The organism is Methanobacterium subterraneum (assembly GCF_002813695.1).
Classification (GTDB): domain Archaea; phylum Methanobacteriota; class Methanobacteria; order Methanobacteriales; family Methanobacteriaceae; genus Methanobacterium; species Methanobacterium subterraneum.
Genome location: NZ_CP017768.1, coordinates 180,845 through 198,139 on the forward strand (window position 1 = coordinate 180,845; position 17,295 = coordinate 198,139).

At 37.7% G+C, this 17,295-nt stretch carries 18 protein-coding genes; 10 read left to right on the forward strand and 8 right to left on the reverse strand.

Features of this window, described 5'->3' with window-relative positions; translation table 11 throughout:
• Positions 1-21 precede the first annotated feature (21 nt).
• From BK009_RS00930 to BK009_RS00945, 4 genes are all read right to left on the reverse strand, one after another.
• Positions 22-1,569 (reverse strand): ATP-binding protein, encoded by a 1,548-nt coding sequence (locus BK009_RS00930; RefSeq protein WP_100908784.1) that lies wholly within the window; start codon positions 1,567-1,569, stop codon positions 22-24.
• 97 nt (positions 1,570-1,666) lie between these two features.
• The gene (locus tag BK009_RS00935; RefSeq protein ID WP_100907574.1) at positions 1,667-2,347 is read right to left on the reverse strand and encodes a TIGR02253 family HAD-type hydrolase; all 681 of its coding nucleotides are present in this window, start codon (positions 2,345-2,347) and stop codon (positions 1,667-1,669) included.
• A 132-nt stretch (positions 2,348-2,479) separates the two neighbouring features.
• A complete protein-coding gene (locus tag BK009_RS00940) occupies positions 2,480-3,127 on the reverse strand; it encodes a DNA polymerase domain-containing protein (RefSeq protein WP_100904602.1) in 648 nt (215 codons plus the stop codon).
• A gap of 129 nt (positions 3,128-3,256) precedes the next feature.
• Positions 3,257-3,640, reverse strand: coding sequence for a 30S ribosomal protein S8e (locus BK009_RS00945; protein WP_100904601.1), 384 nt, complete (start codon positions 3,638-3,640; stop codon positions 3,257-3,259).
• Positions 3,641-4,030: 390 nt separating this feature from the next.
• Here BK009_RS00945 and ercA point away from each other — a divergent pair, with 390 nt between their 5' ends.
• Complete coding sequence (gene ercA, locus BK009_RS00950; protein WP_100908785.1) at positions 4,031-5,191, forward strand: alcohol dehydrogenase-like regulatory protein ErcA; 1,161 nt, start codon at positions 4,031-4,033, stop codon at positions 5,189-5,191.
• Positions 5,181-6,308, forward strand: coding sequence for a sensor histidine kinase (locus BK009_RS00955; RefSeq protein WP_100907576.1), 1,128 nt, complete (start codon positions 5,181-5,183; stop codon positions 6,306-6,308). The genes ercA and BK009_RS00955 overlap by 11 nt, the downstream gene beginning before the upstream one ends.
• 90 nt (positions 6,309-6,398) lie before the next feature.
• On the opposite strand, the gene BK009_RS00960 is transcribed toward BK009_RS00955, so the two are convergent.
• The 3 genes from BK009_RS00960 to BK009_RS00970 all read right to left on the reverse strand — a co-directional run bounded on the left by BK009_RS00960 (position 6,399) and on the right by BK009_RS00970 (position 8,856).
• Positions 6,399-6,536, reverse strand: coding sequence for an LEA domain-containing protein (locus BK009_RS00960; protein ID WP_100904598.1), 138 nt, complete (start codon positions 6,534-6,536; stop codon positions 6,399-6,401).
• A 17-nt stretch (positions 6,537-6,553) separates the two neighbouring features.
• On the reverse strand, positions 6,554-6,784 hold the full coding sequence (locus BK009_RS00965; protein ID WP_100907577.1) for a PRC-barrel domain-containing protein: 231 nt from the start codon (positions 6,782-6,784) through the stop codon (positions 6,554-6,556).
• A gap of 233 nt (positions 6,785-7,017) precedes the next feature.
• Positions 7,018-8,856, reverse strand: a complete 1,839-nt coding sequence (locus tag BK009_RS00970; protein WP_100907578.1) for a phospholipase D-like domain-containing protein — start codon at positions 8,854-8,856, stop codon at positions 7,018-7,020.
• Positions 8,857-9,179: 323 nt separating this feature from the next.
• On the opposite strand from BK009_RS00970, the gene hypE reads away from it, so the two are divergent.
• Both hypE and BK009_RS00980 read left to right on the forward strand, forming a co-directional pair.
• Positions 9,180-10,190 carry a hydrogenase expression/formation protein HypE gene (gene hypE, locus BK009_RS00975; protein ID WP_100904594.1) on the forward strand — a complete coding sequence of 337 codons (1,011 nt, stop codon included), beginning with the start codon at positions 9,180-9,182 and terminating at the stop codon, positions 10,188-10,190.
• 201 nt (positions 10,191-10,391) lie between these two features.
• Entirely contained in the window at positions 10,392-10,799 is a 408-nt protein-coding gene (locus BK009_RS00980) for an RDD family protein (protein ID WP_100904593.1), read from the forward strand.
• Positions 10,800-11,000: 201 nt separating this feature from the next.
• Here the strand turns inward: BK009_RS00980 and BK009_RS00985 are convergent, their stop codons facing one another.
• Entirely contained in the window at positions 11,001-11,261 is a 261-nt protein-coding gene (locus BK009_RS00985; protein ID WP_100904592.1) for a DUF5654 family protein, read from the reverse strand.
• Between the two features lie 721 nt (positions 11,262-11,982).
• Between BK009_RS00985 and BK009_RS00990 the strand changes: the two genes are divergently transcribed.
• The 6 genes from BK009_RS00990 (at position 11,983) to BK009_RS12530 (ending at position 17,278) form a co-directional block, all read left to right on the forward strand.
• On the forward strand, positions 11,983-13,143 hold the full coding sequence (locus BK009_RS00990; RefSeq protein WP_100908786.1) for a tyrosine-type recombinase/integrase: 1,161 nt from the start codon (positions 11,983-11,985) through the stop codon (positions 13,141-13,143).
• Between the two features lie 144 nt (positions 13,144-13,287).
• Complete coding sequence (locus BK009_RS00995) at positions 13,288-13,419, forward strand: ribbon-helix-helix protein, CopG family (RefSeq protein ID WP_100908787.1); 132 nt, start codon at positions 13,288-13,290, stop codon at positions 13,417-13,419.
• A 5-nt stretch (positions 13,420-13,424) separates the two neighbouring features.
• A complete protein-coding gene (locus tag BK009_RS12295; protein ID WP_157809676.1) occupies positions 13,425-13,562 on the forward strand; it encodes a hypothetical protein in 138 nt (45 codons plus the stop codon).
• 10 nt (positions 13,563-13,572) lie between these two features.
• Positions 13,573-15,729, forward strand: a complete 2,157-nt coding sequence (locus BK009_RS01000) for a hypothetical protein (RefSeq protein WP_100908788.1) — start codon at positions 13,573-13,575, stop codon at positions 15,727-15,729.
• Positions 15,717-16,124, forward strand: a complete 408-nt coding sequence (locus BK009_RS01005; protein ID WP_100908789.1) for a hypothetical protein — start codon at positions 15,717-15,719, stop codon at positions 16,122-16,124. Before BK009_RS01000 ends, BK009_RS01005 begins: the two co-directional genes overlap by 13 nt.
• Entirely contained in the window at positions 16,121-17,278 is a 1,158-nt protein-coding gene (locus BK009_RS12530; RefSeq protein WP_211290138.1) for a CHC2 zinc finger domain-containing protein, read from the forward strand. The genes BK009_RS01005 and BK009_RS12530 overlap by 4 nt, the downstream gene beginning before the upstream one ends.
• Positions 17,279-17,295 lie beyond the last annotated feature (17 nt).

Genomic DNA, 17,295 nt, shown 5'->3' on the forward strand with positions numbered 1-17,295 from the left:
CATTTAAATAAGTTCTGATCATCACCAGTTCAACAGGGTTTTCCTAAGTTCCTTCTCTGATTCTGCGATTAATTCTATTTTTTCAACGTTAATGCCTCTCTCATGTAGGTAATCTGCTAATTCCACGGGACTGGTGCTCTCATCCACATCGACAATTATTGAATTATTTTCCCGACATATCATGCTGGCCCCATAGTGGGATAATTCCTGGTAAGTTTTTTCCTTATCATCAGTATTCAAACGGAAAGAACGTGTTTTATGGGAAATCTGGGCTAGGTCAATATTCATTCTTTGTAAAACTATCAGAACGTGCTTATCTAGGGCTGCCTCCAGAACTTCAACATCTATGGTGCCTTTTCCCATGTTAATCCGGACAGATTGGCATATCTGGGCCAAATCACGAGAGTGGGCAAAGCTAGGTTGCAAGCCTTCACCATCTTCCTTTTTAGGCTGGTACACTTTCATGAATCTGCCCAGGACATCCGGTTGGAAACTTTCTTCAAGATCCTCCAGATTTCTACGGAAAACCTCGGTAACTTCTTCCACTTTTGGATTTTTAAGGAAAATATGAAGGGGGGCACGTCTAAGGTGGGCTTCATCCATGATACTGATGTCCAGGTTGGTGGAGAATGCCGGTATGAAATGTGTGTGTAGGATAACCGGGATACCACGCACATAAACCACGTCTTTCTTGTTTTCCATGGGCACAATTAGCCGGTTTAGGATGAGTTCATGATCATCACGCTGTCTTCCCAAATCGTCAATAAGCAGTATCCCTCCATTGGCTTTAATCAGTGGTGATGTTTCATAAACACCCTTATTTGGGTCGTAATTAGTTTCCAACTTGTTTAAATTAAGTTCAGCACCAGTTAAAACAAAAGGAGCGTGAATTTTAACCCAACGTGGGTCGTGGGGCTGTTCTTCGCACAGCTTATGGAAATCAGGATCATAGAGTTGTATGATCTTCCCACCGAACTCTATGTACTTGGGCATTACCAGTGGAGGTAAAAGGTCAGGCATGGTGCTAACGATAAATGTTTTACCGGTTCCTGGGGGGCCGTACACGAAGATTCCCTTACCAATTATGCAGGATTCAATAATGGATTCTTTAGCATAATCCACTCCCACCACTTGATGGAAAGTTTCCTCAATTACTTCCGGGGGTATTTTGAGAGGATAACGATGGTGAAGCTGTATTTTCATGATCTGAAAGTATTCTTCATAGGGTACTGGGGCAATACCAATATAAGGATTATCTTCAGCAATCCCCCTTACCTTCTCTCGTCCTTTCTTGGTTATGGTGTATTCAACACTGGAAAAGAGGAACCCTCCACTTACCGGCGCGCAAAAACCGCTCTTTTCCATTTGACTTAAATTTTCCTCGAGAATATCCCAGTGGATACCTGTTAATTCATTAATGGTACTGGTTTTCACAGTACCGTAGCTACTGATGATTTTAAGTATTAATCCCTTGACAAAGCTGTCTGAAAGTTGCAGATCATCCAGGTTTTTAGGTTGTTTCAGTGCTTTGAAAATCTTTTCCATCTTTTCATCGTGATAATAACTCATTCTTAACCACCGAAAGTTTTATTCGGATTTTTCCAGATTTAGTATTTTTAGATTTATTTAGCTTAATATTTAGCTTCGGTTATCGTGATCTGTCCAATTAAAGGATAGTATTCACCTGGCCAATATCTGAAATCACATCAACTTTTAAACCTTCTATTTCAATAATTTCCTTTTCATTTTCGGTCAATTCCGAATTTACCAGTATAGCTGACATACCTACCTCAGTTGCCCCTAATATGTCTTCACTAAATTTGTTTCCAACCATAACTGATTCTTCAGCCTTACATCCCATACGTTCCAATGCCAGTTGGAATATTTCACTGTCTGGTTTCTCAGACCCTGCTTCCTGGGATGTCACCACCTCATCAAAAAAATGGTAGAGACCTAAGCGAATGAGCTTTTCCCACTGTTTAATGGTTAAGCCATTGGAAATAACTCCCATCTGATAATCTTTTTTTTTCAGGTATATGAGGGTGGACATGGTATCAGGGAAAAGTCTTAAAAGTGCAAATTTAACGTTATGGTATGTAATCATTCCCACAGCAATGAGCAGTGGGTTTTCATCCCCCATAACTCTTTTGGTTAAAATGTTGAAGTGTTTATCGTAGTTGGATCCCTTCTCTTTGATGATCTCCCTCAGAAGAAGGTAGGCTTCCTGTTGAGATAATGGTAAACCAGCATCTATCATGGCTTGTAAGGCAGCCTTACGGGCTAACTTGGCAAAACCTGATGTATCATACAGCGTATCATCTATGTCAAAAAAAACAGCCTTGATCATTTACCCACTACCTCTTTACCATCATTTGCACTAATACCCATTTTTATTTTACTTAAATTTAAACCAATTCATGATAGTTCATAACAACATATAATAATAATGATTTTAAGGTTGGGATTTGAATAAAAGCCATCAGTTGAAAAAGGCATCTAAACTACTCTGCTTTTCCTGATGAACAATTTCATCCTGGGAATAGCCCAGTGAGTCAATTATTCTGGAAACTGCAGGCAGGACCTGGTTATCAATATAATAATTTGGATCGTAGTTGGCCACATCAGCATCTTCCAGGGGCTCTGCTCGTTGGCTTATGGGTCCTTTCCCCTTAATAACAATATAACGTATTATGGAGCCACGTCCAACCTTTCGCCCTCTTTCAATGGCTTTTTTAGCAGCAAGAACATGTGGTGCTCTCTGCTTGTATTTATCTGGATTTTTGGTAAGCTGGGTGTGAATCACCAGATCTTCCAGGGGTGTTTCCCCTTTTTTAATCTGGTCAATAACTTCTTTAATTATTTTAGCAGCTTTATCCGGAGATGCGTCCTTCAAAATGGCCATCATCACCTTTTCCTGAGTTTTTTTGGCTACTGGGGCCCAATCTCTCCGAACTAACTCCAAACCCTTAACTACAATTTTATCATCCTGGATAAGGGCGTACCGTTTTTTGGTGACAAAAAAACCCCTCTCATAGAATCCTTCAAATTCCAGTTCCATCCCCGGGGGTAATTCCTTATTAACTGAAAGTAGAAATTTGTCCACGTTCTCTTTAATTGATTCGTGCAATGGTCACACCCAATAATTAAAATTCAAGTTCACCTCAAATCATGAGGCAGTGTATAAGTATAAATGATAATTTGGTCAGTTAATTCACTAAAATTATAGTTTAAAAAAAAGTATCAAATAGGATTAAACCTATTCTTCAACAATAATACCGTTGATGATACCATCCTGCCCAGGTCGGGAGGTTACTTTAACCTTACCTGCGCTGGTTTCAACAACAGCACCCTTGGTGATAATATTTCTCCTCACAAAGTGAGTGTTGGCATGGTTTTCCACCACACTGGTAATCTCAGCTACTTCCACCTTTTGGGTTTTAGGATCAACCACGTTGATCTTCTGTTCATTGGTGAGACGTATTTTTTCATTACCACCTTTGGTTCTTATGGTTTTGATTTTACGGTCTCCGATTTTGGTTTCTGCAGCTTCCCTACCGAATTCCATTTTTCTCTTGTTACGATTACTCTTAGCCCGTGCACCAGTAGCTTTTCTCACGGATCTTCCTTGCCAAATTGCCATTTAAATTCACCTCTATTAGCTTAATCTCTATCTATTCTACAATAAGTTACGGAAATATCATATTATAATATGTTTCCTATTGGAGCGTAAAAAAGTCTCAACTTAAGTCTTCATCTCCAGATGTAATGATTTTACAGAGTATGATATATTAACCTTTCCCCTATATTATATCCTTGATTTACACCAACATCAAAAACAATCGTTGAAACAATACATTTCCACTAACAATTAAGTATCCGTCAAATGGATTAAAAAGAATATTAGTATGTATCTATAAAACTATTGTTAATTCACAGTTTAAGTAAGATCGTTAGAATAATTTTAATTCATTTGAATAATATTTTAAATAAAAATAACGATAACATTGATTTATTTTGGGTTGGGATAACCATGGAACGGGTATTGGAATTACGGAAATTTGTGGCCCCAGAATTTATTTTTGGTTCAGGTGCACGATTACTGGTAGGAAGATATGCTAAAAATTTCGGAGCTCGCAAAGTGTTGATTGTAACTGACCCTCAGGTGATGGATGTAGGTCTGGTTGCTCCGGTTATCAATGCTCTGAAAGAGGAGGGGATTGATTACCAGATATATTCTGACATTAAATCAAATCCCACAGCTTATCAAGTTACTGAAGGTGCTGATCTATATTTAAATGAAAATTGCAACTTCATAGTGGCAGTTGGTGGTGGTAGTCCCATGGACTGCGCCAAAGCTATAGGGATAGTCAGCTCCAACCAAAAAGAGGTTCACGAATTTGAAGGTGTGGATAAGGTTGCTGTTCCATCCCCACCCTTAATCTGCATCCCCACCACAGCCGGAAGTGCCGCAGATGTCTCTCAATTTGCCATTATAACTGATTCAAGGCGTAAATTAAAAATGGCCATAGTCAGCAAAACTGTGGTGCCTGATGTGGCCCTGATTGACCCTGAAACAACACTTACCTTGGATAAATCTTTAACCATTGCCACAGGCTTTGATGTTTTAAGCCACGCTGTTGAGGCATATGTCTCCAATGCCAGTTCTCCCATCACTGATCTTCATGCGCTGGAAGCTATTAGGTTGGCTTCACAGAACCTGATCCCCACCAGCAATGATTTGGAAAACATTTATTTAAGGGGTAAAATGATGTTCAGCTCTTTAAATGCAGGATTAGCCTTTTCTAATGCTAGTTTGGGGTTGGTGCATGCAATGGCCCATAGTCTCGGCGGATTTCTGGATTTACCACATGGTGAATGCAATGCATTACTCCTGGATCATGTGGTTGAATTTAACTTTGAGGCAGAAAGCGGGAAGTACAGAGAAATTGCCAAAGTTTTTAACCTGAAAATTACTGGAATGGATGATAACGAAGTTCAATCGGCCTTAATAAAGAAAATTAGGGATTTGAAGGCTGAAGCTGAAGTTGATTATTCCCTCCACGATGTTGGGGTTACCTCCAGTGACATTCCAGAACTTGCAGCTAAAGCCATGAATGATGCATGTATAATAACTAATCCTCGGAGACCAACCCCGCAGGATGTAGAGGAGATCTTTAAAAATGCACTCTAATTCTGAGGATAATTGGGATTCCATACGTGAGAAAATAATAGGATTAGGTGAACAATCAATCCGAAAGAGTTACTATCCTGAATTACAGGAGAGACTTTCTGAACTGGAAAGATTCAGGGCACTCCTGGATGAAACTAATGAAGCAATATTCCTTTCAGAAGTCCCATCTGGCCATTTCACCGATGTTAATAATTCGGCCTGTCAACAACTGGGATATTCAGCTGGAAAAATGCTGGAAATGAATGTGGAAGATATAATAGCCCCGGATAAACTGGATGAAATGAGAACAATAATATTCAGTTTATTTGATGGGAAACATCTCCAGAACCGTAAAACTATTGAAACAGTTCTACAGGGGAGTGATGGATCTCAAATCAATGTGGAGATGAGTATCAGTCTGGTGAAGTTTAGTGATGCATTTTACACTGTAATGGTGGCCCGTGATATTACCGAGCGAAAATTATTCGAAGATGCCCTGAAATCTTCACTTAAGGAAAAAGAAGTTCTAATCCAGGAAATCCACCATCGGGTTAAAAATAACATGCAGATCATTTCCAGTTTACTCAACCTCCAGAAGCAGTATGTTAACGATGAAGAAGCCGTTAATGTCCTTAAAGAAAGTCAGAACCGGGTTAAATCCATGGCCATGATCCATGAAAAGCTCTATAAGTCCCGTAATTTCTCGGAAATCAACTTCGCAGAATACATCCGCAGTCTAGTTTCTGATATTTTCTATTCCTATGGCGTGGATTCCAACCGGATAAAAACCATCATTGTACTGGAGGAAGTGATGATGGGGCTGGAAACAGCCATCCCCTGTGGCCTGATCATCAGTGAACTGGTAACCAACACTTTAAAATATGCATTTCCCCATACTGAGCCGGGTGAATTCAAGATAGAACTTCATTCTTCCAGTGATAGGTGTTACAATTTGATTATCAGTGATAATGGTGTGGGAATACCGGAAAACATCGATTTTGACGAGACTGATACATTAGGCCTGCAACTGGTGAACAGTTTGGTGAATCAACTGGAAGGTACCATTGAATTGACCAGAAAGAATGGTACTGAGTTTAAAATTAAATTTAAAGAATTGCAATATGAAGAAAGAATGTAATTGGATTAAAAAAAAAGAATGAGTACACTATGTGGACTAGCCTAATTAAAAAAAGGTAGTTCCTGTATAATTACAGGTTGTCTGGATTAATCAAACTTCTTCTTTAGTTTTACCTTTTATTTCCCCTTCCTTTTCCTTAGATTTTCCTTTAAGTTCTCCCTTTAACTCTTTAATTTTACCCTTAACTTCCCCTTCTTTTTCTTTAATTTTACCCTTTAGTTCCCCCATAATCCTCACCTCATTAATTAAAATAATTTCCCTTTAATCAGTAATTTATCGCCAATGGCTTCGATCATATCGTAACTTACAATCTTCTTATCACCCAGACCTATTTTGGCAGATATGCCCCCTTCTTTAAGGATTATGGCTTCAACTTGGTTACTTTTAAAATTCCATTCAACATCGTCTACTATGCCTACTTGGTCTCCTGATTCATCTACAACTTCTTTTCCAATTAAGTCGTTTTTTATTTTCATTTAAAACCCCCGAGGTCATCAATCTAAATAATTAATTATAATTATATTTTTAATAACTTAAATATATTTTGAATTATTAAGATAAACTAAAATTTTATATCATTAATTCGTATAAAATATGAATATTGTTCAATATTTCCATGTTTTGTTAAAATTTATTACTAAATTGTATGCATATAAATCGGGTAATGCATGTAAACCGAACCCTCTAATCAGGGAGTAATTCCAGGAAATCAATCTAAAATATCCCAGTCTCTAGTTTCCAGGTTCAAACCTTTTAGCTGATCTTCAACAGAGTCTTCACTACTGTAGGGGAGTATCTGCCCATTCATGTATGGTTTGGATTGTTTTAATGATCTTAAGTTCTTATTAGCAACTTTTTGCCAGAGTTTCAACCAGCTATTGTCTGCTCCTGTGATGGGGGCATCTTCCGTCCCCAGATGTTCTCCCCACAGGGTGTTTCGCAGTTTCACAATCTCTTCACCGGAATTTTGGTGCAGAATGGCATTCATTTCCATGTTTCTGTGGAATTCCATGTCAAAAACTCCTTCCAGTTCATTGACGTAGGTGAGGGAGGAACCATCCAGGTTTGCTGTGCCCACCGTGGCCCAGATATCATCTACAATAGCCACCTTGGTGTGCACATAAATGGGTTGTATTCTGAATTTTTCTTTCTCACACCGGGTAGACCATAGGGTGAAAAAGCCAATTTGAGGATGGTCCAAAATATCTTGAAATGTGGTTATTCCCATTTTCTTCAGGCACTGGTTTTGCCATCTCTTATATCCAGGGTTATCCGGATTCTCGTTCATCACCACGATGACTTCCAAGTCATGGTTACCATTCATCACATTTTTCAAAGCTTTAATTATGCTTTTATTGGTTAAAAACTGGTTTTCAAGGTATATGAATTGTTGGGCTTTTGCAAATGCCTTACGGTAACCTTCGAAGATCCCCAATTCACCATCCCCAGTAAATGTTTCGGGAGTAACTGATCGGACAATTTGAACCGGTGTTTTCCCGGCCGGACTTGAAACTGGATTCCTGGTGTGGGGTTCTATTTTTCCCTGTCCATGGTATTCTTCCTGGGTAATGTAATTCCACATCTGGCAGAAAAATTCTTCCACATGGTAAACAGCCCCTCCCTTCAGTTTAATGGACACATCGTGAACTGGTCGAACACCAAGGGGTTTTCGCCGAGAGTCATGAATTCTATGCTGTGCTGAGTCCCAGTAATCCTTTTTAAAAGGGGATCCTATCACGTAAGCCTCTTCACCATCAATTACCAGGGTTTTGGCGTGCATCACATGTAGGCCATGGGACTTAAATTCACGGATCTCAACTGGACTATCCTGGAAAAATTCTTCCATTTGTGAGAAACTATCAGGCACTGCCAAGTTTTCATTTAAAATTATTTTAACATCCACTCCCCTTTCTGCTGCTTCCTGAAAGTTACGGGTTAAAACACTTTGAGGACGAAAACCATCCCCTTCGCTGGTGAAAGTGGCGGTGAAATCCGTCTCAAACTCAAATTGGGTGAGGTAAATGTGGGACTGTGCCTTTTCAATGGATTCAACCACACTTTCCAGTTCTATCTGGTTATCAACCAGGACCTCAACCTGATTATCATCCGTGAACCGTGACTTCCGGGAGCCTCCCAGGGTAACGTACCATCCCTCTGCCCAGTTACGGGGGATGATAATATCCTCCATGTCCTTTAAGGTTTTAGATACAATGGTGTACTTATCTGTCCTTTTAAGCTCTGAAACCCCCAATACATCCTTAACTAACACTTGGATGGTGGGTTCATCATCCAGAATGTTTTGGTAACTGCTGGGGGGATACAGCACTTCATAAAAACCATTTTCATCAGTTTCAGACTCACCTAACACTGGATAGTCTTTAAGTGAAACAGGGGATATTTTATCCAGTACTTCCAGGGCATGACTATCTTTCAGGATTGATTTCCTCTTTCCAGCACCCTCCACCTGAACCACCAGGCCCTCCATGGGATGACTATCCCTATCTAAAACCCTTCCTCTAATCCCTATATTTGGCTTTTTAACATTCATTCAAACCACCTGAACTTTTTATGCATTGAAGCCATGTTCATTCCCCCTCATTTTTCATAAAAATCAAATTTAACAATACATATTTATGTTCATTCCAGTTGTTAAATGGTAATATTTCACTCTTAATCCGTGAAATTTCATTCTTTTTCCATTTAAGACTCACTAAATGACTCTAGGGGGCCTTTGAATAAAGGGGTATATTTAAATAGGCTAACCTCCCAACTCTCTACTAGAATAATTCCAATTCTATTCGCATTAGATGCTTTTAGAATGGCTTAAAATAGCTTTAATTATTTAGTATTAAACCGAGCAAGGGTGAATCAATGAAAATCGGAATGTCACATGGGGCTGGCGGAGAGATAATGCAGGACCTCATTTCAGATATAATACTGGGAAACCTTAAGAACAAGACCGTGAATGGTGGAGTGGGTCTGGAAGACCTGGATGATGGGGCCACCATTCCCCTGGGTGAACATGAAATTGTAATCAGCACCGACAGCCACACCATTGACCCATTATTTTTCCCGGGAGGAGATATTGGTAGAATCTCAATGGCCGGTACAGTCAATGATGTTGCGGTAATGGGGGCCCGTCCCCTGGCTATAGCCAACGCAATGGTAATCAGTGAAGGATTCAATGTGGATGAACTGGAACTTATCATCAAATCCATGGATGAAGTATGTCAAGAAACCGGTGTAGCCATCGTAACCGGGGACACCAAGGTAATGGAGAATGATAAACTGGATAAAATGATCATCTCCACCACGGGAATTGGTATTGCCCCTAAAGGTGCCATCACCCGTGACTCCGGATTAAAAGTGGGAGATAAGGTCATACTCACTGGTAGTGTGGGAGACCATGGAATATCCCTGATGAGCTACCGTGAAGGGTTTGGCTTTGAAACCGACCTGAAATCAGACGTAGCTCCAGTCTGGGGCATGGTGGGAGCAGCCCTGGATATTGGCGGAGTTCACGCCATGAAAGACCCAACCCGTGGGGGAATAGCCAACGCCCTCAATGAGATGGCCTCCAAGTCCGGTGTGGGAATGTTCCTGGATGAAGAGAAGATACCCATTAAAAGGGAAGTTCACGCCGCATCAGAGATGCTGGGAATTGACCCTTACGAAGTGGCCAATGAGGGTAAAGTGATCATGGGAGTGGCCCCTGAAAAAGCTGATGAAATCCTGGAAGCCATCCGCAAAAACAAGTATGGTGTGGAGGCCCAGATTATTGGTGAGGTAACAACGGACAAACATGTGATCCTGGAAACAATGATGGGTGGAAAACGGATACTGGAAGCACCCATTGCTGATCCAGTGCCCAGAGTCTGTTAATATTATTCATTCATTGGGAATAAGAAAGTAAATAACTATCATGAATACACCCAACAATTAACTATTGAAAAAAAATCTTTCAGGTAAAAAAGTGAATCTCTGGGATTAATAAAATATCTCTGTAATTTAGAGATGGAATATCAGTTTGAATCAATTAATTGAAAAAACCCTTGAAGTATAATTATAAATAGGTGATCTAGAATGCAGGAATTTTGGGGTGAAAGACTGGCTGCTTTAATAGTTGATGCGATTTTCATCACTCTGCTTATGTGGGTTGTGACTGCTATTCTTTACCCGCTAATAGCTTGGGTTAATCTATACTCAATTTTGAACTATTGGGTCATTCTATGGGGTGTTCTGATCCTATTATACTTCACAGTAATGGAGGGTAAATGGTCCACTACCCTGGGTAAGGGTTTGTTTAAATTAAAAGTACATGCAGTTGATGGGACTATGAACTACAAAAAGGCATTCCTGCGTAATATCTCTAAATTCCTGTGGATCCCCCTGGTGGTGGATATTGCAATAGGATTTTCCCGTGGTGAAACCGGGACCAGAAAAAGATACTTGGATCAGTTTGCCGGAACCACTGTGGTTAAAGCAGAATAACTAAAAATAACTTTTTTTATCCTTAAATTCTAATTTTTTCTATAATATTTTCCCAAATTCTTATTGTTTCTAAAAAATTCATAATTTAAATCCGTAAAACTAAAAAATATAAATTGGAAAAATGGATATATTTTTGTTATATGCTGGTTCCAATTTTTTTAAGGATTCAGTTTCTAGGGATTAGCAATGATTTTTGACCAGCTATTCATCCACGATTTTAACCAGCTGAATTTCTTCTGGTTGGGCTATGGCTCTACCAATTAGTATGGTTGCAACTACGGCTATGATTGTAATCAAAACTGCGTATATTAGTAAACCTGTTAAATCGCTTCCTTTTGGTAAAAACTGTAATATAATTGCCTTAATTGCTTCGTTCCATGCCAAAGCTGCTATTAAACCAAACGCGGTGGTGATTAGTGTGGCAATGGTTTGGAGTACTTGTCCCTTAACTTGGTTTTTCATATTTTTCCCTCCTAAATAATATAACTGTTTATTATTTTTGTATAACAATTTATATAAATTTTAATAAACGAACAGTTTGGAGGTGTTATTAGGGGGAATTTTTCCCAAGGAATGTTCATAGAGGTCAATGGTCAGAATATTGGTATTGAATAATTAATTCAACCCACTCAAAATTCCATTATTCTCAATTAAATAATAATAAAAGTCGGAATAGATTTATAGCACACAATAGTTATGATAAACCTTTAATTAGGAAAAATTCACTTAAATAAAAACCCATGAACGGTATACTTCATCGGTTCTATAAGGAAACACTTAGGAGAAATTAAAACTTGCTTTTGAGTTGAGGGGTTGATTTTCTTGCTGAATTTCTAACTTCTCTGTTTATAAGGCCGCTTAATTCATTAAAAAAGTAAATTATTGATTGAAGGTGTTATTTTCGCATGAAAAGAAGTGCTGAAATGGGGTACAACTAATTTCCTATAATTTTTTTTGGGGGGGTTAATTTAATTAAATTTTCTTAATTTATAAGAATTAAAATATTAGAATAGAGAAAATATGTTAGAAGATATTTTAGATGATTGAGATTAGGTTAATGTAAATTCTAAATAAGAACTATAATGAATTAAGTCCACAAAAGGACACGGAAAGATACTATGAAACCAACGTTCAATAATACAAACCGTACCATTTATATTACTTAATCAATATACTATTTTTTATGAAAGTGGAAAATGATCCTCTTTTTAAAGATTTTTGCCTAGTTAGGAATCTTGCGTCACCTTCGGTTAAATTGTATAGATTAGCACTAGAAAAATACACAGATTTCACAGAAATGTCTTTGGATAATTTAATTACCGAAGCCGAAGATGAGGAGGATACTGTTCCGCGTTTAAGAAAGAGAAAAATCACGAAATATTTATCTGGATTTAAAGAACACCTAAACCAGGGAGATCTTTCAAGTTACTACACTAATCATCAAGTAGGTCTAGTCAGAACATTTTATGGTGAGTTTGACATACAATTACCTAAGTCTCACTGGAGAAAATCACGTAGCGACAAAAAACAGGAAAATATTGAAGATCTTCCAACTAAAGATGATATTAAGAGAAGTCTTGATCACTCAAAAACCACATATCGGGCTATTATTTTATTAATGCTATCTTCAGGAATGTCTAGATCGGAAATAGCTTCATTAACATTCAAACATTATTATGATGCTATTCCATTAGATATATCTCCTAAAACATTAAATGAACTCATTAAAAAGGTTGAAGTGGATAATCTTATTCTTTATTGGAAATTAAAACGGGTTAAAACAGGTAAATACTATTTTACCTTCAGCAGTCCAGAAACTTCTGATTATATTCTACGGTATTTGAAAGAGCTTTATAGGGGGCACCCAAATTATATTCCAAAACCTGAAGATACTTTCTTTAGGCTCGATAATCATCCAATAAACCCTGATAATCTTTCTCAAATGTTCAAACGAATTAATCAAAGGGCAGGACTAAAGAGAGCTAATGGTAATTTAACGGTTAGACCTCATTTACTTAGAAAGTTTTTTTCAACCACTCTTGAAAGAAATAGATTCCCTCACTTATACACAAGGTGGTTAATGGGTCATAGTGTGGACAGTACCACAGAAGCATATTTCAAGGCAGATCCTGAAGCAGTAAAAGAGGAATATAAGCAAGTTGTAGATCATTTAACAATAACTCAAGATATTAAATTTAAACCTGTAACCACTGAAGGATATGATCAGCTTCTAAAAGAGTTACGGGAGAAAGACAAGGATTATAAAATATTAGAGAATAGATTAGAGATTCTTGAAGGGATTGTTCAAGATAAGGCAGTTCAGAATGAATTAAATAAAAGGTAAACTTTTTTTCTTATAAATTTATTTTTAAATTTTCACATTTTTTTATTAATAACAAAATTTTTTTATTATATTAATAACTATTAGTAATATTTATTAGGTATTACTTTTATACTAAATTATACTACAAAAAGAGGTGATTGATAAATGATGGTTGCAAAATGCGTGTCTATGGACTTAGAAGACTTGACAGAGATTCAAGAGAAAATAAAAAAAGGCGAATCCAATAGTGTAAGCGAATTTGTTAGAAATGCCATACGAAAGGAGCTTAAAAGGTGATTTGTATGAGTGGATTGAATGACAAATTAAAAGATATCTACCAGACTTACAAAGACCATGAAAACCCCCCAGTACCTGTTAAGAAGATTAAAGAGTACTTAAAGCTTTCGGGTGTTAAATTAGAAGAGGATGAAGCTGTTTAGGAGTTTTTAAATGTCAGAAGAAAGGGAGAAGGGGGATTTTGGTGGAACCCCTCTAAGTAATACTTTATTTTCAAATAATAAATACTTACCGGATGCAGATCCGTCCATGGTCACACTTCCCGAGAAGCTGGAAAAACCACCCATTCCACACTTCAGAGAAAAACCAGTTCAAATTTTAGTTGATGGGTTCAGCCTTATTTTTAAAGAGTTTAATGATTGTGAGTATTGGATATGTGAAGAACAGAAAAAAGGCTCTTATTTTGTTCAATGGCTGGAATTCAGGGACTCTAAACCTCAAAAATTTCACCGTATGCTTTCCAATAGAAATGGCCTTGATGTGGAAAACAAAAACCGGGACCAGTCCCTGGTGAAATATTTACACAACAGGACCGGTATTGAAAAAACTGAAATCTCAGAATATTTAGAGAAAGTAGGAATCTTTATTGGTGAAAATAGGCATTCTTTATCTCCAGAGTATGAAGAAAATCCTGAAGATGGAGCTGATACACTTGAAGACCATGACAAGAGTGATGAAATTTCTGAAGAAAAGAAGAAAGAACTGATTGAAATCCTGAAAAAACCGGACCTTTTAAGTTTTATAGATGAAGCCCTTTATGAAAGATCCCCCGATGACGGTTTTATCATAGGTGAGGTGGAATCAAAGCATACTCTTAATTTTAACTGCGTAGGTGCCAGATTAGGCTTATCAACTATCAACACCTTAAAAGGTGCTTCTTCAATTGGTAAAACCAACACTGCCAATGTGGTAACAGGATTGCACCGTACCAAGAAGGTGGGTAGTCTTTCTGACACCGCCCTAAAGTATGCTGAAGATCTGGGAAATATTGACATCCTATATATTCAGGAGACCCTGGAGGAAGAGTTCAAAAATAAGGAAACCCGGCTAATGTCAGCAGATGACGGTGGATTTATCGCAGAAACCACAATAAAAAACCCAAAAACAGGCGAATTCGAGGTTCAACAGACCACCATACCGGTGAAAACACTAGTAACAACCACCACTGCAATTGAACTGGATCCTGAGTTTGCCAGCAGGAACTTCATAATACCAGTTGATGATAGTGAGGAACAGACTAAAAGGATCCTGGAGGAGAATTTCAAATCAACAGAGAAGAAACTTCAGGAAATTAAGGGTGAAATGGATTTTAACACCAAATACATGGATCTTAAGGACTCATATAATCTGTTAAAAATATTCACGGTTTTAATTCCCTATGAATCTGATCTCCTTGAAATATTTCCCACATCCAACCCCCGAGCCCGCCGGGACTCTAAAAAACTCATGCAACTCATAAAAGAGAGTGCCCTATTATTCCAGTTTCAGCGCTGCAATGCAAAATTAAATGATGAGCCTGTACTAGTTGCATCATGGGCAGACCTGGCACATGCCATTATTTTAGGTGGTCCTATACTAGAAGCCACGCTCACTGGTTTTGATAAAAGGTTAATAGAAGCCCTACCTGTAATTTATGAGTTAATTGATGAAAACGGATATGTCACTACTAAAACCTTGCAGAAAAAACTCAAAAAATCATCTAAATATGCATGGCAGATCTTGAACTTTTTTGAGGATAACGGCTACATCTACCATGACAGCGAAACTAAGAGAAATATGGAAATTAAGGGCAAGGCCAAAGTATACATAAAAACTGGAGCCAGGGAATATAAAAATCTACTTTTAGCCATCGGAAATATAGACTGGTCTGATATTAAAAATAAGGAAGAAACATTCATAAAAGAACAAATTCCAAATTCCTCCCACCAAGTAGGGGATTACATATACCTACCACACTTCAACCCCACAGCCCCCAACAAAGTGGTGTATAAACAAACTCCTATACATTCTGAGGAATTTGGAATTTACCAAAATACGAGCATAGAATGCAATAAAACCCCTGAAAATAACTCAGAAATTCTGAAAAGTGAAAGTAGAAATAATGAACGTGAAAAACTAGTGAAACAGTCCCCAAACGTTGAGATTGACTACAGAAACCTGACTAATATTGAAAAAGCAATACTCACTGAACTGGCAAGTTTCCGTAAACACACCATCGGTTCACTTATCAACGAACTTAAAACCAGGTTCCAGGCAGTTGAGATCCAAAAAACCATAAACGATATGGAGGGCCATGGATGGCTGTCATAAAACACCAGACCAAGCTTTCCCAACTTCCCAAAAGATGTCCACACAAACCATTAAAACCCAATCACCTACTGAAATGGGATAAACACAAACCAGAGTTTAAAAAATTCATTTTACTACATTTAATACAAGCTGCAGACACCTGTAAAAGCCCAACATCTAAAATTACAACTGAAAAGCTAATTAATCAATTAAGTACCAACATGGGTGGAGTTGTCAAATTACAAGTCATATTGTACGTTGAGAACTTGATTTATCAAGGATATCTTCTAGAATCTTATTTAGGTGGGGCCGTCACCTGCACCGATAAAGTTTATGCTGAGCTCCAAAAAATTGACAAGATTATTGCTGAGAAAAACCTGAAAAAACACTACAATAATGGTGAGGCTGGAAAATGAGGGGTATCCAGTCTTTCTTTGAGTCTTTTTATGGTCCTATTTTTTACAGGCACTTCAGGAGACCAACTTATTTTGAAAAAATTAAATTCAGGATCCAATTTAATGTAGAAACTCCTAAAAGTTTGTACCTTCATGTGCACCATAACAGTGGTAATCATCCATGTCTTATTCATACTTATGATCATGGGAGCAGGGGTAACTTAAAAAGAAATAGTTCAGAGAAGATGGTGTTTGACAGGGTCTTCCTTGACTTTGATGTAAGCAATCATGAAGTTAAAAAAATCAAAAATGAACTTACCAGTTTGAGAAGCCTTGGCTTGAAACATGAAAAGTCCAGGCAGGATGAATTGAAGGACCAGCTGCAGGATCTGATCACCAATGAGAAAATTGCAGAACAGGCCATTGATGAAGCTAAATATTTTTCAGTTAAGTTTAAAGAGACTTTTGGTAAATACCCTGCCCTTTTTTTCAGTGGTTGCAAAGGATGCCATGCATACACTTTTTTTAAGGCCACTGGATTTAAAAACCTTAACCTAGCTGTTTCATGGTTTGCCGAAAACGTTAAAAAATCATATAATCAACAAACCATGGACTTATCTGTTGCTCAAGATGCCCAGGCGAGACTTTCCAGAATACCCTACAGTAAACATCAACTCACTGGACTTACTGTGGTCCCATTCTCAATTGAAGATGATTATGATGAAATAATAATGAAATCACTGCATCCACACATTGAAGACTTTGATCGGGTAGATTTCCAGACTGATTTTCATAAACATCTTCAAAAGATAGATCTGGTTGAAACATACAATTCCAGGGTAAAAAGTGCCAATAGAACTACAAATAAGGCCAGATTAGGTGGTTCTAAGAATTTTAAAGGTGTTCATGATCATAGGGCATTCTTTAAGTCCATTCTAGGAAAACCTGTAAGAGAATATCCAAATAAAGAGTATGTGATGTATAGTTGTCCTTTTCAGGATCATGATGATAAAAAACCATCATTTCGTGTACATAAAAAGGGTTATTATTGCTATGGGTGTCAAAAGAAGGGTAATTATTGGCAGTTCTTTAAGGATTATCATGGATGGAATGATGAACAAGTACGACAACATTTCAAAACAGAAATCAAAAAAAATATTATTGATAACAATTAAATAAGATTTTAAATACG

Bases quoted from the DNA above. Each gene is read 5' to 3' on its own strand.
- BK009_RS00930 (WP_100908784.1), bottom strand. From the start codon at position 1,569: ATGAGTTATTATCACGATGAAAAGATGGAAAAGATTTTCAAAGCACTG.
- BK009_RS00935 (WP_100907574.1), bottom strand. From the start codon at position 2,347: ATGATCAAGGCTGTTTTTTTTGACATAGATGATACGCTGTATGATACA.
- BK009_RS00945 (WP_100904601.1), bottom strand. From the start codon at position 3,640: ATGGCAATTTGGCAAGGAAGATCCGTGAGAAAAGCTACTGGTGCACGG.
- ercA (WP_100908785.1), top strand. From the start codon at position 4,031: ATGGAACGGGTATTGGAATTACGGAAATTTGTGGCCCCAGAATTTATT.
- BK009_RS00955 (WP_100907576.1), top strand. From the start codon at position 5,181: ATGCACTCTAATTCTGAGGATAATTGGGATTCCATACGTGAGAAAATA.
- BK009_RS00960 (WP_100904598.1), bottom strand. From the start codon at position 6,536: ATGGGGGAACTAAAGGGTAAAATTAAAGAAAAAGAAGGGGAAGTTAAG.
- BK009_RS00965 (WP_100907577.1), bottom strand. From the start codon at position 6,784: ATGAAAATAAAAAACGACTTAATTGGAAAAGAAGTTGTAGATGAATCA.
- BK009_RS00970 (WP_100907578.1), bottom strand. From the start codon at position 8,856: ATGAATGTTAAAAAGCCAAATATAGGGATTAGAGGAAGGGTTTTAGAT.
- hypE (WP_100904594.1), top strand. From the start codon at position 9,180: ATGAAAATCGGAATGTCACATGGGGCTGGCGGAGAGATAATGCAGGAC.
- BK009_RS00980 (WP_100904593.1), top strand. From the start codon at position 10,392: ATGCAGGAATTTTGGGGTGAAAGACTGGCTGCTTTAATAGTTGATGCG.
- BK009_RS00985 (WP_100904592.1), bottom strand. From the start codon at position 11,261: ATGAAAAACCAAGTTAAGGGACAAGTACTCCAAACCATTGCCACACTA.
- BK009_RS00990 (WP_100908786.1), top strand. From the start codon at position 11,983: ATGAAAGTGGAAAATGATCCTCTTTTTAAAGATTTTTGCCTAGTTAGG.
- BK009_RS00995 (WP_100908787.1), top strand. From the start codon at position 13,288: ATGATGGTTGCAAAATGCGTGTCTATGGACTTAGAAGACTTGACAGAG.
- BK009_RS12295 (WP_157809676.1), top strand. From the start codon at position 13,425: ATGAGTGGATTGAATGACAAATTAAAAGATATCTACCAGACTTACAAA.
- BK009_RS01000 (WP_100908788.1), top strand. From the start codon at position 13,573: ATGTCAGAAGAAAGGGAGAAGGGGGATTTTGGTGGAACCCCTCTAAGT.
- BK009_RS01005 (WP_100908789.1), top strand. From the start codon at position 15,717: ATGGCTGTCATAAAACACCAGACCAAGCTTTCCCAACTTCCCAAAAGA.
- BK009_RS12530 (WP_211290138.1), top strand. From the start codon at position 16,121: ATGAGGGGTATCCAGTCTTTCTTTGAGTCTTTTTATGGTCCTATTTTT.